This window comes from Maribacter sp. PR66 (assembly GCF_028464205.1).
Lineage (GTDB): Bacteria > Bacteroidota > Bacteroidia > Flavobacteriales > Flavobacteriaceae > Maribacter > Maribacter flavus.
On record NZ_JAQPCH010000001.1, the window covers coordinates 791280 to 809008 of the forward strand.

Annotated in this window: 14 protein-coding genes and 1 tRNA gene; 4 read left to right on the forward strand and 11 right to left on the reverse strand. The window is 40.8% G+C overall.

Translation table 11 applies throughout. The annotated features are described in order from the left end of the window. Positions 1-5: 5 nt before the first annotated feature. Together PP181_RS03390 and PP181_RS03395 are read right to left on the reverse strand one after the other, a co-directional pair. The gene (locus PP181_RS03390; RefSeq protein ID WP_154918522.1) at positions 6-761 is read right to left on the reverse strand and encodes a UDP-2,3-diacylglucosamine diphosphatase; all 756 of its coding nucleotides are present in this window, start codon (positions 759-761) and stop codon (positions 6-8) included. A gap of 38 nt (positions 762-799) precedes the next feature. Continuing rightward, positions 800-1249: a 6-pyruvoyl trahydropterin synthase family protein gene (locus PP181_RS03395; protein ID WP_154917840.1), complete on the reverse strand. Its 450-nt coding sequence runs from the start codon at positions 1247-1249 to the stop codon at positions 800-802. An 87-nt stretch (positions 1250-1336) separates the two neighbouring features. On the opposite strand from PP181_RS03395, the gene PP181_RS03400 reads away from it, so the two are divergent. Then, the gene (locus tag PP181_RS03400) at positions 1337-1984 is read left to right on the forward strand and encodes a 2OG-Fe(II) oxygenase (protein ID WP_272635979.1); all 648 of its coding nucleotides are present in this window, start codon (positions 1337-1339) and stop codon (positions 1982-1984) included. Positions 1985-2328: 344 nt separating this feature from the next. On the opposite strand, the gene PP181_RS03405 is transcribed toward PP181_RS03400, so the two are convergent. From PP181_RS03405 to PP181_RS03415, 3 genes are read right to left on the reverse strand one after another with little or no spacing between them, the layout of a single operon-like run. Continuing rightward, on the reverse strand, positions 2329-3096 hold the full coding sequence (locus tag PP181_RS03405) for an enoyl-CoA hydratase/isomerase family protein (protein ID WP_272635980.1): 768 nt from the start codon (positions 3094-3096) through the stop codon (positions 2329-2331). Positions 3097-3118: 22 nt separating this feature from the next. Continuing rightward, a complete protein-coding gene (locus PP181_RS03410; RefSeq protein ID WP_272635982.1) occupies positions 3119-4453 on the reverse strand; it encodes an MATE family efflux transporter in 1335 nt (444 codons plus the stop codon). Between the two features lie 7 nt (positions 4454-4460). After that, positions 4461-4961, reverse strand: coding sequence for a GNAT family N-acetyltransferase (locus tag PP181_RS03415; protein WP_272636206.1), 501 nt, complete (start codon positions 4959-4961; stop codon positions 4461-4463). 51 nt (positions 4962-5012) lie between these two features. Between PP181_RS03415 and PP181_RS03420 the strand changes: the two genes are divergently transcribed. Together PP181_RS03420 and PP181_RS03425 are read left to right on the forward strand one after the other, a co-directional pair. Continuing rightward, complete coding sequence (locus PP181_RS03420; protein ID WP_138256771.1) at positions 5013-5810, forward strand: universal stress protein; 798 nt, start codon at positions 5013-5015, stop codon at positions 5808-5810. A gap of 49 nt (positions 5811-5859) precedes the next feature. Further along, positions 5860-5936, forward strand: a tRNA-Ala gene (locus PP181_RS03425). Positions 5937-5978: 42 nt separating this feature from the next. Here the strand turns inward: PP181_RS03425 and PP181_RS03430 are convergent. Further along, positions 5979-6914, reverse strand: a complete 936-nt coding sequence (locus PP181_RS03430) for an ion channel (RefSeq protein WP_272635983.1) — start codon at positions 6912-6914, stop codon at positions 5979-5981. Between the two features lie 41 nt (positions 6915-6955). Beyond that, positions 6956-8275, reverse strand: a complete 1320-nt coding sequence (locus tag PP181_RS03435; protein WP_272635984.1) for a sugar porter family MFS transporter — start codon at positions 8273-8275, stop codon at positions 6956-6958. Positions 8276-8385: 110 nt separating this feature from the next. Between PP181_RS03435 and PP181_RS03440 the strand changes: the two genes are divergently transcribed. Next, positions 8386-9093 carry an SDR family oxidoreductase gene (locus PP181_RS03440; RefSeq protein ID WP_272635985.1) on the forward strand — a complete coding sequence of 236 codons (708 nt, stop codon included), beginning with the start codon at positions 8386-8388 and terminating at the stop codon, positions 9091-9093. 1 nt (position 9094) lies between these two features. Here PP181_RS03440 and PP181_RS03445 read toward each other — a convergent pair whose 3' ends face one another. The 4 genes from PP181_RS03445 to PP181_RS03460 all read right to left on the reverse strand — a co-directional run bounded on the left by PP181_RS03445 (position 9095) and on the right by PP181_RS03460 (position 17654). Beyond that, entirely contained in the window at positions 9095-11860 is a 2766-nt protein-coding gene (locus PP181_RS03445; protein ID WP_272635986.1) for a PD-(D/E)XK nuclease family protein, read from the reverse strand. Between the two features lie 50 nt (positions 11861-11910). Further along, complete coding sequence (locus PP181_RS03450; RefSeq protein ID WP_272635987.1) at positions 11911-13251, reverse strand: OmpA family protein; 1341 nt, start codon at positions 13249-13251, stop codon at positions 11911-11913. Between the two features lie 112 nt (positions 13252-13363). After that, positions 13364-14557 (reverse strand): glycine C-acetyltransferase, encoded by a 1194-nt coding sequence (gene kbl, locus PP181_RS03455; protein ID WP_154917847.1) that lies wholly within the window; start codon positions 14555-14557, stop codon positions 13364-13366. Between the two features lies 1 nt (position 14558). Further along, a complete protein-coding gene (locus PP181_RS03460; RefSeq protein ID WP_272635988.1) occupies positions 14559-17654 on the reverse strand; it encodes a UvrD-helicase domain-containing protein in 3096 nt (1031 codons plus the stop codon). Between the last annotated feature and the right edge of the window lie 75 nt (positions 17655-17729).

A 17729-nucleotide genomic window follows, 5' to 3' on the forward strand; every position in this document is an offset into this window, starting at 1 on the left:
AAAGGTTAAGAGTATTTTTTTAATTCTAGTTTCTTCCCATCAAAAACGGCATAGGTAAAATAGGTAACCCAATCCCCAATATTGGTATATTTTGATTTTTCGTTGAGGTCGATTTCCAAAGGTAAATGCCGATGTCCGAATATAAAATGGTCGTAGTGCTGATTCTCTAGTTTACGTTTGGCATACTGTACCAGCCATTCCGTATCCTCCCCTAAAAATTTGGCATCATCATCTCCCGATATCAATTTGTTCTTGACGGAAAAGTACTGCGCGACCTTCACGCCCAAATCGGGATGGAGCCATCTAAAGAACCATTTGGCCACTGGATTGGTAAACACCTTTTTCATGCGTTTGTACCCTTTGTCATGAGGGCCTAGGCCATCACCATGTCCTATAAAAAATGAAACCTCGTTTATCTGGTATTGTTTGGGTGCATGATACACTGGAATATTCAGTTCTTCCTCAAAATAGCCGTTCATCCATAGGTCATGATTGCCTACAAAATAATAAATGGGAATTCCAGCATCCGATAGCTCGGCCAGTTTTCCCAAGGTTCTGGTAAACCCCCTGGGCACTACGGTTTTATATTCGAACCAAAAATCGAAGAGGTCGCCCAAAAGAAAAATGGATCCCGCATCGGCTTTGATTTCATCCAACCACCTTACGAATTTTTGTTCCCTGGGGAAACTCGAACCCGCATTGGGCGCACCCAAATGATTATCGCTTGCAAAGTATACCTTTTTGCCCTCGGGAAGATGTATAGTGGTCATGATGGATAAAGATAGGAAATGTTTGTGCCTTAATTATCACTGGCATACCATTCCGCAAAGGAGGTTTCCGTTTCCTGTAGTTTTAGGGAAAACAATTCAATATTTTTAGGAAGTCTCGCCTTGATTTTTTTGGCAAAGTCTATGACCATATTTTCGCTCGTAGGCTGATAGTCCGCCAAAATTACGTTATGTCCTCTTTCCGTAAGCTCTTTGGCAAGATCCACATGGGGCGTATTTTTGTTGAATACCGTGGCGTGGTCAAATTTGTCCACGATTTCCTCTTTGACAATTTTTTTTAAGTCGCCAAAATCAATGACCATTCCCAGTTTTACATGGGAGGTATCCGTAATGGGTTTTCCAATTACGGTAACCGAAAGTTTATAGCTATGCCCATGTACGTTTCGGCATTTGCCGTCGTAGCCATACAGCGCATGGCCGGTCTCAAAATTGAACTGTTTGGTGATCCTAATAGTTCCCATAAGAATTCATTGATTGTACAAAGGTATTCAATTTGTAAAACCAATCTGTTTTAGAATTACATTTGTCGGCTTTTTAAAAAAATCGTAATGGCCGGATTGGTAGAACAACTTGACTTTGAGGTGAATCCGCTTTTTGAGCGATTGATCGAGGATATCCTTAGGGACGGTTACAGTATCCTGGATACGTTTTTTCCCGAGGAAACCATTAACGGTTTACGTGCCGACCTGCTCCACAAATATGAAGAGGACTATTTTAAAAAAGCGGCTATTGGGAACCGGACCAATGAAATCATTAAAACCGAAATACGGGGCGATTTCATTCTATGGATGGACGAGGCCAAGCTTAACTCCGTACAATCCGTATTTTTTAATCGGATTAACGAACTTTCCGATTATCTCAACAAGACCTGTTTTTTGGGAATCCTAAAAAAGGAATTTCATTATGCGGTATATCCAGAAGGCAAGTTTTACAAACGGCATTTGGATACCTTTCAAAATGATGACGGGCGCAGACTTTCCGTCGTGTGTTATTTGAACGAGAACGATTGGTTACCCGAACACGGGGGAGAGTTGTTACTTTACCTAAACGATGAAAATGGAAAGGAATATGCCAAGCGGGTTTTTCCAATGCCCGGTAGGACGGTCATATTTGAAAGCCAAAAAATTGAACACGAGGTAAAACCGGCCAACCGCCAACGATTGAGTATCACGGGCTGGTTGAAGACACGTTCATAAGATCAAGTTCAAGTTTCAAATTCAAATACAAACTCAAATATCAAGTACAAATACAAGTTCAAGCACAAATATCAAGCACAAGTTCAAACTTGATTATGTCCAGTGTCTGGTTAAAACCGCGGACCTAATCCCTGTTAATTTGGAATTTCCTCTGAATTTTGGAAGTTGAGGAATGGCTAAGGCTAGCGTTTGAACTTACGCCTTGTACGTATTCTGTTCACAAAATATACAACTACGACAAAGAGGGCGAGCAAGGGAAAAATGAGATCCCCGTTCAAAAACTGCAGAATTTCCATGGAGTTAAATTGTTACGTACAACAACGGTATAAACTTTGTCATATTGCCTATTGTTTGAATTTTGAAAGCGCATTTCGGGTAGAATCTGAAAGTACCAAGGTGCCGGTAATGGCAGCTCGCTCAATCAATAATTGGCCCCAATGATCGGTCCCCTTCCACAAGACCTTTTTCCATTCCGTTAGTCCATCTGGATTGTAGGAGGCCAATTTTTGGGTGAAAAAGTCGAGTTCCTTGTCCATCTCTGAAAAGGAATCGAATACCCTGGAAAACAGTCCCTTTTCCTGGGCCCAATAGGCCGATTTCCACTCGGTTGGTGCCAGTGACAACTCTGACAACCCGCCAGTTCCTATTTTACGTTCCACGGCCGGTTCAATGACCAAGGGCGCGATTCCAATACTCAATTCCGATAGTTTTATGGCGGCATTTTCATGTGCAAATACATAATCACACGCGGCTGCCAATCCAACACCACCGCCAACGGTTTTTCCCTGTACGCGGCCCACGATCATTTTTTTACAGGTTCGCATGGCGTTGATGACATGGGCAAACCCACTGAAAAACTCCTTGCCTTCTTCCAAGTTGGATACGGCCATCAATTCGTTAAAGGAGGCCCCGGCACAGAAGGCCTTTTCCCCTTCGGATTTTAAAATGATTACATGTATATCCTTGTTTTCTGATAGTTTGTCAAATTCCTTGGCCAGCCGGTCCAACAGAACCGCCACGAAGGAATTACTGGCGTGATGCCCAAACTCTATGGTCGCCACATTGCCGTTCATACTGGTGTAAAGACTGCCGTTTTCCCTATCGGTACCCATAATCAAAAGGTTTTCACCAAAATTAATGGTTTTGTAACAGGGGTCGAAACTTTCTTCGGAATTTAAGAACCAAGGCACCGCCCCGTATCAACATCCACAGCGTAAACGCTACCCAAATGCCCGCAAGCCCCCAACCTAAATACCTCCCTAAGAAAAGCACGGGTATAAATCCTAAAAACGTAGCGATGAGCAATGTGTTTCGCAGGTATTTCATTTCGCCAAGACCCTTAAAGACTCCGTCAAGAACAAAGGCGATGGTATTTATCGGTAAGCCTATTATGATAATGTAAAATACACCATAAAAAGCGTTCAAAACCAGCTCCTCGTTAGAGAAGAGTCGGCCTATTGGTTTATAAAACAGAAAGGATACCGCCATAAGGACCAAGCTTACATAGATTCCATATTTCACAATTTTCTTTGCCAAAAGCCATAAATCGGCATAGTTCTTTTCTCCCAAAAGCCTTCCCCCCATAATGTTTCCAGCGGCTCCATAGCCATCGATAAAAAATGCCGAAAAAAGCCAAAGATTGATGGCAATGGTATGTGCACCTATGAATTTATCGCCCAAGGCGGTCGCCTCCCGTACCGCCAGAATAAGGGCGGTGTTCAATGCCAGGGCCCTTACAAAAAGGTTTAGGCTCATTATCACCAAGCGTCCCAATTCTGGATGTATCGGAAATTTCAGTACGAGACTTATTTCGGTCTTTTTCCATAGGAGCCATAGTGCCATAATGGCCATAACGGATTGTGCGATAAGGCTCGCCCATGCCGCTCCGTCCAAATACATGGGGGCAATAATTCCATCTACCCCATAGACCAAAAGAAAATCCAGTATCACGTTGAGTACCGCTCCCGTAATCGCGATGACCATGGGCCAATAGGTATTTTGCAGCCCTCTAAAAATACCCATGACGGCAAATACGAAAAGGGTAAGGGGAAAGCCCCAAACCCGAATGGAGTAGTAACTGATGCAATATTCCAGAATTTTACCGGAGGCGTTCAATAGCTCAAAAATCTCACGGATTACAAATACGGTGGACAACAAAATGAGCACACTCAGGGCTATATTTAAGTAAATGGCCTGTGCGGGCAAGGTCTTTACCTCTTCGAGTTTTCCCGCTCCCAGGTATTGGGAGATGATGGCCGAAATGGCACTTCGGGTCTGACCCAACACCCAAATAAGCATAGATAAAAAGGATCCTACGATTCCGGCCGCCGCAAGTGATTCCAGCCCGTCTACGGGAATATTACCAACAATCGCCGTATCGGTAATGGAAAGCAGGGGTTCTGCAATTCCAGCAACCGTGGCCGGTATGGCCAGGCTATTAATTCTTTTTAAGGTGACAGTGGATTTCAAAATGGCTTTACACTACAAGTTCATAACAATGAAAGGGGTAGGTACTCTGTTCTGGAAAGTAAATATCCTTCAATTTTTTATAACCCCTTGCCTCATAAAATCGCTGATTCCTTTTGTTCCGACTAAAAGTGTCCAACCGGATAGATTTAAAATCGTTTTCCCGGGCATAGTTCTCTGCAAAGTCCATCAGTTGTTGGGCATAACCCTTTCCCTGATTCTCTGGATGTACCGCCAATCTATGAACGTACAGGTTTTTGGAATTGGGCGATAACCAGGCGACCTCCTTATATTCTTCGTCCATGAGCGTAGAGATGACAATACACCCAATAATATGTTCCTCTTTCTTCAGGACATATAATTCCTGCCTTTCTATATCTGAAAGGAATTTTTCCTCGGATGGATATTCTGTCGTCCATTGAAAAATATTCTTGGATTCCATGTGCACTCTACAGGCCCTTGTCATGGATAGAATTTCTGGAATTTCCGATATCTTTGCAGGCTGAATCACCATCCGATGTATTAAAATTGTAAATTTAGAGGAATTAACAACAAAACCACCATGAAGAATATCCTTGTTCCCATTGGCACATCTCCCGATGCCAGCGAAACCTTACAATATGCCGTAGACTTTGCAACCGATTTTGGTGCCCAGGTTTATGTAATGGAAGTCTTTAACGTTACTTCCAAAACAGGAACCTTGGCCAATGTTTCGGAAAAAGTTGCCGAAAGTGGAAAGGAGCGTTTAAAGGGAGTAATCGCACAGATCGATGCAAAACAAATCGATATAAAAATTGCTTCTTATAATGGGGAATTGGTAGATGGACTTGTGGAAATCGATAAGGAACTTGGTATAGATTTGATCATTCTAGCTCCTAGAAGCAATGACATACGGGAGGAAGTCTATTTGGGTCCAACATCTGGTAAAATCGTAAAACAGACAAATATCCCAACCTTAGTCGTACCCAAAGGAACCCAGTACAAGCCATTTCATAATATATTGGTCGCCTTTAGATCTGGTATCCTAAAAAGGAAAAGAATCTTAAATCCCTTGATTACCATTTCTGAAAAGCATCGATCCAAGGTTAATTTATTATTGGTGAAGACCCCGGGATATTCAGATGAAGATTTAAAGATAAATACGGCCTTGATGGACATAAGCTCCCAGTTGACAATCACTGAAAATGCGACTACCTATTTGGGCGTATTGGAGCATTTTCAATCCAAACACCCGGAACTATTGTGTGTCTTTAGAAGAAAGCGGGGCTTCTTTAAAAAGCTTTGGGAGAAGAGTACTATTTTAAAATCTGAGTTCTCAGTCCCCATCCCTGTATTGATATTGAGTACAAAGAAAGATTAGGATGGATTTTGATACGTTCTGAAAAAGTATTTCCTTTGCCACGCAAAATGGGGGATTAGCTCAGTTGGCTAGAGCGCTTGCCTGGCAGGCAAGAGGCCACCGGTTCGAATCCGGTATTCTCCACCAGAGCCACACGAAAGTGTGGCTTTTTTGTTTTTAGGAGTCTGATTATTGGTTCAGGTCTATTTCAAAGGTGTCATCAATTCTTCCCACATCAATGGATAGGCCTGTATCATCCCTCTTGGCAAGATATGTGAACTTGGCTCCCCATTTTATTTCATTGGCCTTGTAGGATGATCGAGAATAGACGGATTGTGAAAATGACTCGTCAAATGCTTTTATGACAACAATGAACTCGGCTTCCTTTTCAATAAGAATTTGTTGATTAAATCCATAAATTGGACTTTCACTGGAAACAGGGTGCACAATGGTCCACATGGTGGGAAAGAAGACTACCTTGGAACGCTCCAGTTCCAAGGAGTAGAAATCGCGTAAATCTGAATTCGCTCTTTTTAAGGAAAGGTTTACGTTCACTTCTACCTCCAATAATTGGTTCTTTTTGGGATTCACTACCCGGAACATAAAGCCATTTATCTCTTTATATGGAGCAATTACGGCAATGGAACTGTATTTAATGCTGGCTACGGGTTTTGAAAACCTTCCATACATAAGTCCGGTGGCCAAGGCAAACAGCAACAGGCCCAAAAGCGATTCTGAAGCGGCGACAATGTTAGCGGCTAGGTTTAAAGGTGCTATTTGGCCATATCCCAAGGTGGTAATGGTCTGGGCACTAAAAAAGAAAGCTTCAATGAATTGATCCAATTTGGTCGTGCCATATATCCCGGTCAAGTGCTCCGTTCCAATTAATAAATAAAGGGATGCAAAAACCAGATTAATCGTAAAATATCCTAGGGCAAGAACCAATAAAAATTGAAGCCATGACATGGAAACCAGGGAATAAAAAATATTCATTCCCTCAAAAAAGGAAACATTTTCTTTATGAACGTTAAACGTACCATCCTTATTAAGGGCTCTGTAACCACTTGAAGGAGCTTTGGTATCCAGACCAAGATCGTTGTATTTTTCCTTATTATATAGTTTCAAACTTCCTTGATTTTTCCTTCTTGGTATTTTTTTAGCGCTTCTTATTTTTTACCTATAAGAATATTGCTCAATTCTTCCAAGGTTATCCCTTTTGTTTCGGGCATCATGAATTTTACGAATAAAAGCTGTAAAACCATCATAAAAGCAAAGAAAGCAAATACCATTCCCGCTCCGATACTGGAAAAAAGAAACGGCACTGCGGCGGGGATAGCCGCTGCCAAGACCCAATGAACTGATGAGCCAAAAGATTGACCACTTCCTCTAAGGTGGTTGGGGAATATCTCAGAAATAAATACCCAAATAATGGTTCCTTGACCAATGGCATGCGCTGCAATAAAAATGAACAGGAAGATAGGAACCGCCATTCCATCCCACCCTAGGAAGAAAGCACAGGCTACTAACGAGAGGGATATTATATAACCAATAGAACCTATATACATTAATTGCCTTCTTCCCAAACGGTCGATCAAGTTGATGCCTATCAACGTGAAAATCATATTGGTCACCCCAATGCCCACACTACTCAAAAGTGCCGTGCTCTCCCCAAGTCCGGCCTCTTCAAAAATCCTGGGTGCGTAATATAGGAACGCGTTGATTCCCGAAGTCTGATTAAAAAAAGCGATTAGGAAAGCTAGGATCAAGGGGAACCGATACTTTTTCATGAATATGTGTTCATGACTTTCTGGCATTGCATTATTTTTTTGAATTTCTTGGATCATTTCGTCCACGTTTCTATTTGGATTGATTAACTGAAGTATTTTGCCCGCCTCTTCGGGTTTTCCGTTGATCAATAACCACCGTGGGCTTTTGGGCACAGATAAGATAAATAATGTATATATGATGGCTGGAAATGCCTCTACGCCCACCATCCATCGCCAATCATTATCTCCAATTCCACTTAAAAGGAAGTTCGACAAAAACGCGATCAGAATTCCAAATACTAGACTGAACTGATAAAAGCCTACCAGTTTTCCCCTTTTATCCGCAGGAGAGATTTCCGAAATATAGGCGGGAGCGGCAATCGTGGATACACCCACACCCACGCCACCAATGAACCTAAAGAAGGCAAAGGTTATCGGGTCATTGGCCAAGGCCGATCCAATGGCAGAAATACTGTACAATAATCCAATGGCAATAAGGGTATTTTTTCTACCCCATTTATCCGTAGGAATACCTGCGAAGATGGCACCCAATACAGTACCCCAAAGAGCACTGGAAATTACTACCCATCCATGAAATGAATCGGAACTATCCCAAAGTGCCTGTAATTTTTTATCGGCCCCTGAAATAACTACGGTATCAAACCCGAATAAAAAGCCCGCTAACGCAGCGGTAATTGACCAACGTACAATTTTGCCCATCTATTTATTTTTTGAATCCGTTAAATATAATAAATCGAAATCGTTAAATGTTTACCCATATCCGCTACTTTAACCCAAATTGATTGATAGCTTTGTAAAAAATTTTTATTATGGATTTGAAGGACAAAGTAGCGTACATTACAGGAGGTACAAAAGGAATAGGTTTGGGCGTTGCCAAAACGCTGCTGAATGCAGGAATGCGGGTAGCCATTAGCGGCCGATCGGATGAAAGTGTAGAGCAAGGTCTCAAAATCTTAAAGAGTGATAGGGTTTTAGGTATTGTTTCCGATGTTTGCAAAATAGCTGATGAACAAAAAGCCGTTAACGGCATCCTTGAAAAATGGGGACAGCTAGATATTGTACTTGCAAATGCCGGTGTGGGAAATTTTGCCGCAATCGATGAAATGACAGATGAACAATGGCACCAAATGATCGACACTAATTTGAATGGGGTCTTTCATACATTAAAAGCTTCCGTTGACGCATTGAAAAGGTCAAAGGGATACTACATGACCTTGGCCAGTTTGGCGGGAACCAATTTTTTTGCCAATGGTGCTGGGTACAATGCTTCCAAATTTGGTGTAGTCGGGTTTACCCAGGCTGCCATGCTGGATTTACGAAAATACGAAATAAAAGTAACTACTATTATGCCGGGCTCCGTGGCAACTCATTTTAATAATAATGTTCCCGATGATTCCGATGCCTGGAAAATTCAACCGGAGGATATAGGCCAATTGGTTCTGGACCTTTTGAAAATGCATCCAAGAACATTGCCTAGCAAAATAGAGGTAAGACCTACAAGGCCCGATAAAAGGTAAATTACACTACTTTTTCCAAAAACGGGATATCAGGGTTCAGGATTTCTTCTATCAATTGAAACAACAATTTTTCAAATTCAAGGATGACCTCTTTGCCTATATTAGGATTCTTTTTTGAATCTCGGGTAGATGATTTTTTGTAAAAGAGCATCAGGCCGTCCTTTAGATTTTTGATGCTGTATATGCCCGCATGTATATTCTCCAGGGGGTTTTCGGCCAGAAACATATACGAATAACAGAGTAGTTGAAATGCCTTGGCGCAGTCATAGGATTCGGTGAGATTTTGCCAATCGATTATCTCAATATGGCGCTTTTCTACCTTTCCTGTTTTGTAGTCGATAATACGGGTCACGCCGTCGCATAAATCTATTCTGTCAAGTTTTCCCTTGAGTACTACTTTCTGGTTGGAGTTGGGAAGGATAATTTCCAGATATAGTTTTCGTTCCAACCCTATAATTTTAATCCTGTGCGATGCAAGCGCTTCAATTTCATGGTCCAGGAAATTCTCTATATACCGGACCACTACATTATAGGCAATTAGATTTTTTCCACTGTCATAGGCGCCATCCATATAGGATTTCTGAAAGTTTTTATGCACGATGGATTCTATGGAATCCTTTGACTTGATAAGTTGTTCGCGGTCTATTTCTTTGTCTAGGAAAGGTGTATAGAGTTCTTCAAGCGTGTCGTGGATGATGGTACCCATGGTGTTCGCAGCTATATTCTCTTCTACCTCTTCATTATCCTGAATGCCTAATAGATTCTGTTTATAAAAATCTATTGGATTTCTAATATAATTACTTAATGAACTGGGAGAAAATCCCTTTTGGGCATAACTTTGCAATAAATCCATAAGGCTAGGTGTCTTACGGACCATTTTTGGTGGTACGGTAATTTCCCCAATATTGGGAGATGCTATTTTTTCTATTACATCCTGTCTATTTCCATCCGTTAGTATTTGCGTTATCAACCTACTTTTTTCACCTCCTTCCAGTACATCGGGCTCCGTGTTGTATAACAAATAAACGTTTTTAGCCCGTTGCAATAACCGATAAAAGTGATAGGTGTATACCGCATCCTTTTCCTTATAGGTTGGCAGACCGAATTCAATTTTCAGATCAAAGGGAATGAATGAATTATTGGATTTGCCCGAAGGAAGAATGCCTTCATTTACGGAGGTCAGGATTACCGTTTCAAAATCCAAATTTCTACTCTCCAGCATCCCCATAATTTGAAGGCCATCTAAAGGGTCACCCTGAAAATCCAAGGTTTCTGAGGCAAGTAATTGCCTGAATAGACTTTTTATACTTTTTAATGAATTCAGGTAGGCATACTCCTGTATCAGTTCCATTATTTGATTGAACAGCGTGTGTAATTTGTACAATTGTTCCAATCCCAAATAGTCGTTCTTGTTGTCAAAAACCCACTTGAAATCGTGAATGAGTAAGTTGCATTGATGAACAAATTGAGTGGGGGATTCATACTGGAAAAATAGTTTTGAGAGTTTTTGTTCATCTACTTTCGGGAATTTCGCGAAATCATTTTCAGTAATGTATATCCAATTTTTTTTATGGATATGAGTGGTCAATTCCCCTATTTTAATATTGTACTTTTCTAAAACTATTGCGGTAAAGGGGTTGTTTAGGAATGAAGTGAAATCCTTGTAGAACCAACCTTTTTTTGATCTTAAGAGGTGAAAATCTATAAGGTTCAGGAAAAAGGAGGCTAACCCAGATAACTCCAATTTTTGTCCCATTGTAATATTCACGGCACTGATGGATTCCGGTATACTATTCAGTAGTGGATTTAAGAGGGATTCATCACCCAGAACAACTGCAGACTTCTTTAATTGATCTGGATTTTCACTTGCTATTTGATTTACTAATTCCCCTACAAGTTTTGTCTGTGCTATGTTCTTAGGCGTTCCCACTACAGATATTTTTTTATTTTTCAGATAGTGATTGCTAATGCCCCTGAGGTGGTTTGCACTTAAATATTTCCAGTCCGTTACATGTTTTCTTATGAAATGTCCGGCGTCATGCAATTTGTCCTTAAGAAAGTACTCGTCAAGGTCCCAGAAGATTTTGGAATTAGGGTCATTTAGAATTTCCTGAATGATGCTACTTTCGGCCGTGTTTAAGGCATTAAAGCCAAGAAAAATGTGTGGTCTTTTTTCATTTAGGGCATATTGGGAAGTCATCTCCGAAGCTTTTCGGTATACAAGCCCTTGATGCCCTATTTGTTTGGCCAGTAAGTTCGAATTAAATGCTTTGTAAATGCCATGAAGCTGATTCCAAAAATGCAGGTAACTTTTCATTAGGGAAGTCTGCTCTTTATCAAGGGACCAGTGATTCACCTCTAGTATTGCCGCCAATCCAGAAAAGAGAGACGAAGTATCAATAAGATACCTATCGATTTCATTAATATCTTGTAATAACGTTTGTGCCCAATTTAAATAGGACTCGAAGCTTTCCTTTTCATACGATCCAACTTCTAAGTAGGCCTTATATAATTCGAAAAGTTGTTCTGTCTGAGAAGCATAGGACAGACTAGCTATTTTTTCAATGAATCCTTCTATACTGAATATGTCCGGCGAAATTATGGTTTTGCCTACCTTCCTAGATATTATTTTTTTTAGAAAGGTACCCGCTCTTTTGCTTGGAAGTATATAGATGCATTTTTCTATTGCAACCTGATCATTGCATAGTTCTTCAATTACTTCTTCCAAAAAGCTTACCATAGATGTAAAAATAAAAAAGCTCCGCATTATGCGGAGCTTTTCATGTATTAAAACACTTAATGTTTATATGGGATAACTTATTTTACTAAGTTAATTTCAACCCTTCTGTTTTGAGCTCTACCAGCAGCAGTATTATTAGTAGCGATTGGCTTGTCCTCACCATATCCAACAGCCGATAATCTGAACTCTTCAATTCCTTTGTCAACCAAGAATTCTTTTACGGAAAGAGCTCTGGACTCAGAAAGACTTTGGTTCAATTTAGCACTACCAACACTGTCAGTGTGACCTTCAACTGTAAATTTAGCAGTTGGGTATTCGTTCAAAATTTGAATGATATCAACCATTACAGAAGTAGACTCAGCTTTGATGGAAGACTTACCAGTATCGAACAAAACAGTTCTAGCGTAGTCGTTCAATTGTTTTTGTACTTCTTCAGTAACTTCTGGACATCCAGCGTTTGCTACAGTACCTGCCACTTCTGGACACTGATCGTCTTTGTCAAGAACACTATCACCGTCTGTATCTGGCCATGGACATCCATTGTTCTCAGATGGACCAGCTTCGTTAGGACACTCGTCATCTTTATCGGCTACACCATCTCCGTCAGCATCAGGACAACCAGCCAAAGACGCTAAACCGGCTTCGTTAGGACAAGCATCATCTTTATCGGCTACACCATCTCCGTCAGCATCAGGACATCCATTCATTTCTTTAGAACCAGCCTCGTTAGGGCAGCTATCTTTGCTATCCTCGATTCCGTCACCGTCAGAATCCGGACAACCGTTGAAAGCTTCTAAACCAGCAACTTCTGGACAGGCATCATCTTTGTCGTACACACCATCGCCATCGGTATCAGTTCCACCAAATTTAACGGAGATACCAGCTAAGTGTTGAAAATGTTTAACGCCATAATCCTCGAAGGCATGCTTGTAAGTAGACTGCAAGGTAAGGCCTAGGTTTTCAGTAAACCAGAAATTAAGTCCCAAACCACCATTCACAGTACCGGCACCAATCTCATCAACCCAAGTGTAACCACCACCAACTTCAATAAAAGGTTGGATAACAGTTTCTTTGGTAAAATTATATTTTATTGTACCATCTATAGCATAGTGAGAAAGATCATCAACGCTTACATCACCTAATTTGCTGATTTTGTTTAAGGAACCTCTAGCTCCAATAGAAAAACCATCACCAATACTTTTAGACACCCCTATGTAAGAAATAGAAGGAAGAATGTTCCAATGGTCGTTTACATTAAAGAATTCATTACCAAAAGAGCTAACGTCACCAGTTGGATATACATCGATGGCGTTTGCCCCGAATTGCACTTGCCAAGGATTATTCTCGTCTTGCGCTTGTATGTTGTTAAAACCTACAACAAGTAGGACAACAACTAATAATTTGCTAAGATGTTTCATGTTCAAATTTTTAAGTTTAAGTGTTTATTAGCTGCAAATGTAAGTTGTTAAATATTATTAACAAAATCAATTTCTTGTTTTTTTAACTCATTTAATAGTATAAAATGCGCATTTAAACGACATTCAGCGCCTTGCCTACCTTGATAAAGGCATTGATTGCCTTATCCAGATGTTCCTTTTCATGAGCTGCGGATAATTGCACCCTTATTCGTGCCTTTCCTCTAGGGACCACTGGATAAAAGAAGCCAATAACGTAAATACCTTCTTCCAGAAGTTTTTCGGCCATTTGCTGTGAAAGCTTGGCATCATATAACATGACAGGAACAATGGCGGAATCCCCGTCAATAATGTCAAAGCCCGCTTTTTTCATTCCGCTCTTGAAATAATCGGTATTGGATTGGAGTTTATCCCTCAAGGAGGTATCCTTGGCCAACATGTCGAAGACTTTAATGGAAGCGCCTACAATGGCTGGTGCCAAGGAATTTGAAAAAAGATAAGGCCTTGAACGCTGTCTTAAAATCTCTATGATCTCTTTTTTCCCGGTGGTGTATCCGCCCATGGCTCCACCCAAAGCCTTGCCCAAGGTTCCGGTGATAATATCGATTCTACCCATTACATTTTTTTCTTCCAAGGTTCCAATACCCTTGGGACCGATGAAACCTGCGGCGTGGCATTCGTCTATCATGACCATGGCATCATAGGCATCGGCCAGATCGCAAATTTTATACAATGGTGCTACTAGGCCGTCCATGGAAAAAACACCATCGGTAACAATGATTTTAAATCGGGCGCCATTTTCATTGGCCTTTTTGAGCTGTTCTTCAAGATCTTCCATATCGCTATTGGCATACCTGTACCGCTGTGCTTTGCACAATCGCACCCCATCAATAATGGAGGCATGGTTAAGGGAATCCGATATTATGGCATCTTCGGGTCCTAGGAGCGGTTCAAATACCCCGCCATTGGCGTCGAAAGCCGCGGCATATAAAATTGTATCTTCTGTACCATAGAATTCAGCGATTTTACGCTCCAATTCCTTATGAATGTCCTGGGTTCCGCAAATGAATCTCACGGATGACATTCCAAAACCATGTGTGTCCAACGTATCCTTGGCCGCCTTTATGACGTCTGGATGCGAGGACAGCCCCAAATAATTATTGGCGCAAAAATTTATTACCTCTTCCCCGGTCGAAATTTTGATAACCGCGTCCTGCGGGGAAACGATGATCCGTTCCTTTTTGAAAAGGCCATCTTCCCTTATCTGGTTTAATTCTGCCTGTAAATGTTCTCTTATTTTTCCGTACATATTATATATAGTCTACAATTATCTCCTCGTTAATATAAGCAATGATTTTATTTTGAACGGTATATCCCATCTCTTGGTAAGCCTTGGAATAGGATTCCAATTGCTCCTTGTATTTATTGTTTTTTCTTCCTGTTTTATAATCAATAATATCTACCGAGTTCCCTTTCAGTACAACCCGATCCGGAATTAATATGGTACCGTTGGAAATGAGTAGCTCCTTTTCATTATAAATGGTAGAGCCTTCCGAGTAAAACTTGCCTAGTACGGGATGATGTATCAATTTTATCAGGGTTTCACGTACCTTTTCAAATGTGGAATCACTAAGAACTCCTTTGTTCAAGGCACTTTTCAAGGCAGGTTCCAAATCTTCCGTAGTTATTACATTTTCAAGAATGTGATGGTATACGTTTCCTTGTTCCAATGCAATCTCCCTATCGGTGTCCCAAAGCATGCCTGCTTTGGTATGTATTTTAAAGGCTTCGCGATTTTTGTACGTGTAAAGGTAGGGAACCGTCCATTTATTTCCTTGCCCAATTTTTAATTTTTTAGTCTTCCAGAGCTCCCCGAATTCATATTCCAATAAGTCCTCCTTCCAAATACCCAAATCGGATAGATACTTTAGGAACAGTCCTGAAAAATACTCGGTTTTATAACTGCCATCCTTTCTCAAATCCTTACAGCTTATGACATACAAGGAATTAACCGCTCTTGTAAGGACCACATACAATAGGTTAAAAGCATCCAATTGTATTCTTTGATGTTCTTCATCAAAAAGCTTGGCACCTAGTTTCCCATAATTTTTAATTTCCTGTTTTTTGCTGATGAGCAGCTCTTCAAAACCCATAAAAACATCCCGATCTACGGGAATCCAAAGTTTTGGGTCTATTTCCTCAAATATATTGGTGTTCGCATACGGAAAAATGACCACAGGAAACTCCAGTCCCTTGGATTTGTGGATGGTCATAACCTGCACGGCCATGGAATCCTCTGGCGTGCTGATGCTCAGCGAATTGGATTTGACCTCCCAATTGTTCAAGAAAGCTTGGGCATCCGTGCCATGTTTCTGTTCCATCTCAAAGACAAAATCCATAAATGCCAGCAGGTGTGCGTCAGAAGTTGGCACCAGGTCAAAAACCTTTATGGCATGCTCCATGGAATCCATAAGCGACCTGCCCCTAAGGATATCGACATCAAAATTATGTTCTGTAGTTAGATAGAACGAAAGGTCGTTCAAATGCAGATGGATGAAATCATGGGTGTCTTCTTTTGAATCGGACAAATATTCAAGAATCGAATAATTGTTTTCAAGGTCATCGGTCATCAACATGAACTTGACCAATGAAACCAGGAACTGAACTTTTGGACTGCTTGACACCAAAAGGGAATCCGAAGAAATTACGGGAACGGATTTGGACATTAGGAAGTCGGTTAGTATTACCCCGTGCTTCTTTTTTCGGACCAAGACACAAATATCACCATAGTTGAATCCCGCTTGAAGGGATTGGTCAATAGCTTCCATAACCTTATCCGCATAGGCAGTGTCATCCTCTTCCTGCAAGAAACTTATTTTGACATATCCTCCCGGATTATCGTTGGATTCCTGCTTATTTCCAGCTATAAAAAAATCCCGGTATACATCATTTTCCAATAGCGTACCAACATGCTGGAAAAATGTATTGTTGAATTTAACGATTTCGTCCTGGCTCCTATAATTTCTTGGTAGTTGGTGGGTTTCTCCTGTAATGGAGAACGGATTGTTTTTCTTGGTAGCCAAATCCAAGAATTGCTCGGCGTGACCACCACGCCATCGGTAAATCGCCTGTTTAGCATCCCCTACCAAGAAAAGTGACCCGGACCTTCCCTGATCATCCTTTCCTTCCAAGGCGTTGGCAATCAATGGAACCAGGTTGTTCCATTGCATTTCTGAGGTATCCTGAAACTCGTCTATAAAATAATGGCGGTACTTTTCGCCCAACCGTTCATAAATGAACGGAGCGGGCTGATTCTTTATTTCCTCGGAGATTATCCGGTTGAATTCTGAAATGGAAAGCTGTTCCTTTTCCCTTTGTATATTCTTTATTTCGTTTTCTATGGAATTCAAAAGTGTTAGGGGAACCAGGTTGCCGTATAAATTGAATAAAAACCCTCGCTGGTAAATTTTCTCCTTGATGGTCAAATAATTCCGTAAGATAGTTTGGGCAAAATCCTCCGATGGATTCTCAACACCTACCTTTAGGATTTTGCCTTCCACGAGATTACCCTCAAGATTGTTGTTATAGAGTAGGAAAGGACTTAGGGTACCGTCCAAAATCTTCCTGAAGTGGTTTGGAAGCGTTTGTCTGGGAAAATCTGATTCTTCAACCCCACTTGAGCCTATATAGGCAAGTGTTTCTTCGGCCAAATCATTGATATCCATTTCCGTTAGCCTTATGAGTGATTTTAAATGTTTTTGTAAACTTAAAAAATCAGATAGGCTCTTATTCCCAAAACCTTGTATATGGAATGTATTCGTTTCGTCCTGTAGTAGTTTGCCAATTTTTAGTAGGTCGTAGCCTATATCCCAACTTTTGTCATCATCAATTTTTTCCATGGCAAAGTCCATCAGGATTTTGGTAAGCTCTTGGTCTTCGCCTGCTTTTGCCAAGACCCTTGCCACGGCCTCAGATAATAGCAAGTCCATATCCAAAACCACTTCAAAGTTTTGCGGTAGTTTTAGGTCTCGTGCAAAGGTTCTTATGACCCTGTGTGTAAATTTGTCTATGGTTGAAATATCAAAAAAGGCGTAGTTATGTAAAATTTCCTTTAAACGGAGTCTACATAAATCCCTTAAACCTTCAACGCTCAATTGTAGGGCATCCATAAGTTCAAGAAAGAGCGGGGGCGAATCCTTCAAAGAATGGATTTTTGAAAAAGAATAGAGGCTATCCAGAATTCTGAACTTCATTTCATTCACCGCCTTGTTGGTGAAGGTAATGGCCAGAATTCTTTTGAAACTATACGGACTTGAAAGAACTATTTTTAGGTAGGCTTTTGAAAGAGCATAGGTCTTGCCTGAACCTGCCGAAGCGTTATATATCTTGAACGTACTTTCCTGCACCTAATTTTTACTTGCAAAATAAGGATTATGGCACAGTTCTTAACAAATAATTGGGTTAATATAAATGTTAAAATC

What these genes read in the sequence shown, in the direction of transcription:
- kbl (WP_154917847.1), bottom strand. Translation starts at nt 14,557, where the DNA reads ATGTACGGAAAAATAAGAGAACATTTACAGGCAGAATTAAACCAGATA.
- PP181_RS03450 (WP_272635987.1), bottom strand. Translation starts at nt 13,251, where the DNA reads ATGAAACATCTTAGCAAATTATTAGTTGTTGTCCTACTTGTTGTAGGT.
- PP181_RS03440 (WP_272635985.1), top strand. Translation starts at nt 8,386, where the DNA reads ATGGATTTGAAGGACAAAGTAGCGTACATTACAGGAGGTACAAAAGGA.
- PP181_RS03445 (WP_272635986.1), bottom strand. Translation starts at nt 11,860, where the DNA reads ATGCGGAGCTTTTTTATTTTTACATCTATGGTAAGCTTTTTGGAAGAA.
- PP181_RS03405 (WP_272635980.1), bottom strand. Translation starts at nt 3,096, where the DNA reads ATGGGTACCGATAGGGAAAACGGCAGTCTTTACACCAGTATGAACGGC.
- PP181_RS03420 (WP_138256771.1), top strand. Translation starts at nt 5,013, where the DNA reads ATGAAGAATATCCTTGTTCCCATTGGCACATCTCCCGATGCCAGCGAA.
- PP181_RS03435 (WP_272635984.1), bottom strand. Translation starts at nt 8,275, where the DNA reads ATGGGCAAAATTGTACGTTGGTCAATTACCGCTGCGTTAGCGGGCTTT.
- PP181_RS03395 (WP_154917840.1), bottom strand. Translation starts at nt 1,249, where the DNA reads ATGGGAACTATTAGGATCACCAAACAGTTCAATTTTGAGACCGGCCAT.
- PP181_RS03400 (WP_272635979.1), top strand. Translation starts at nt 1,337, where the DNA reads ATGGCCGGATTGGTAGAACAACTTGACTTTGAGGTGAATCCGCTTTTT.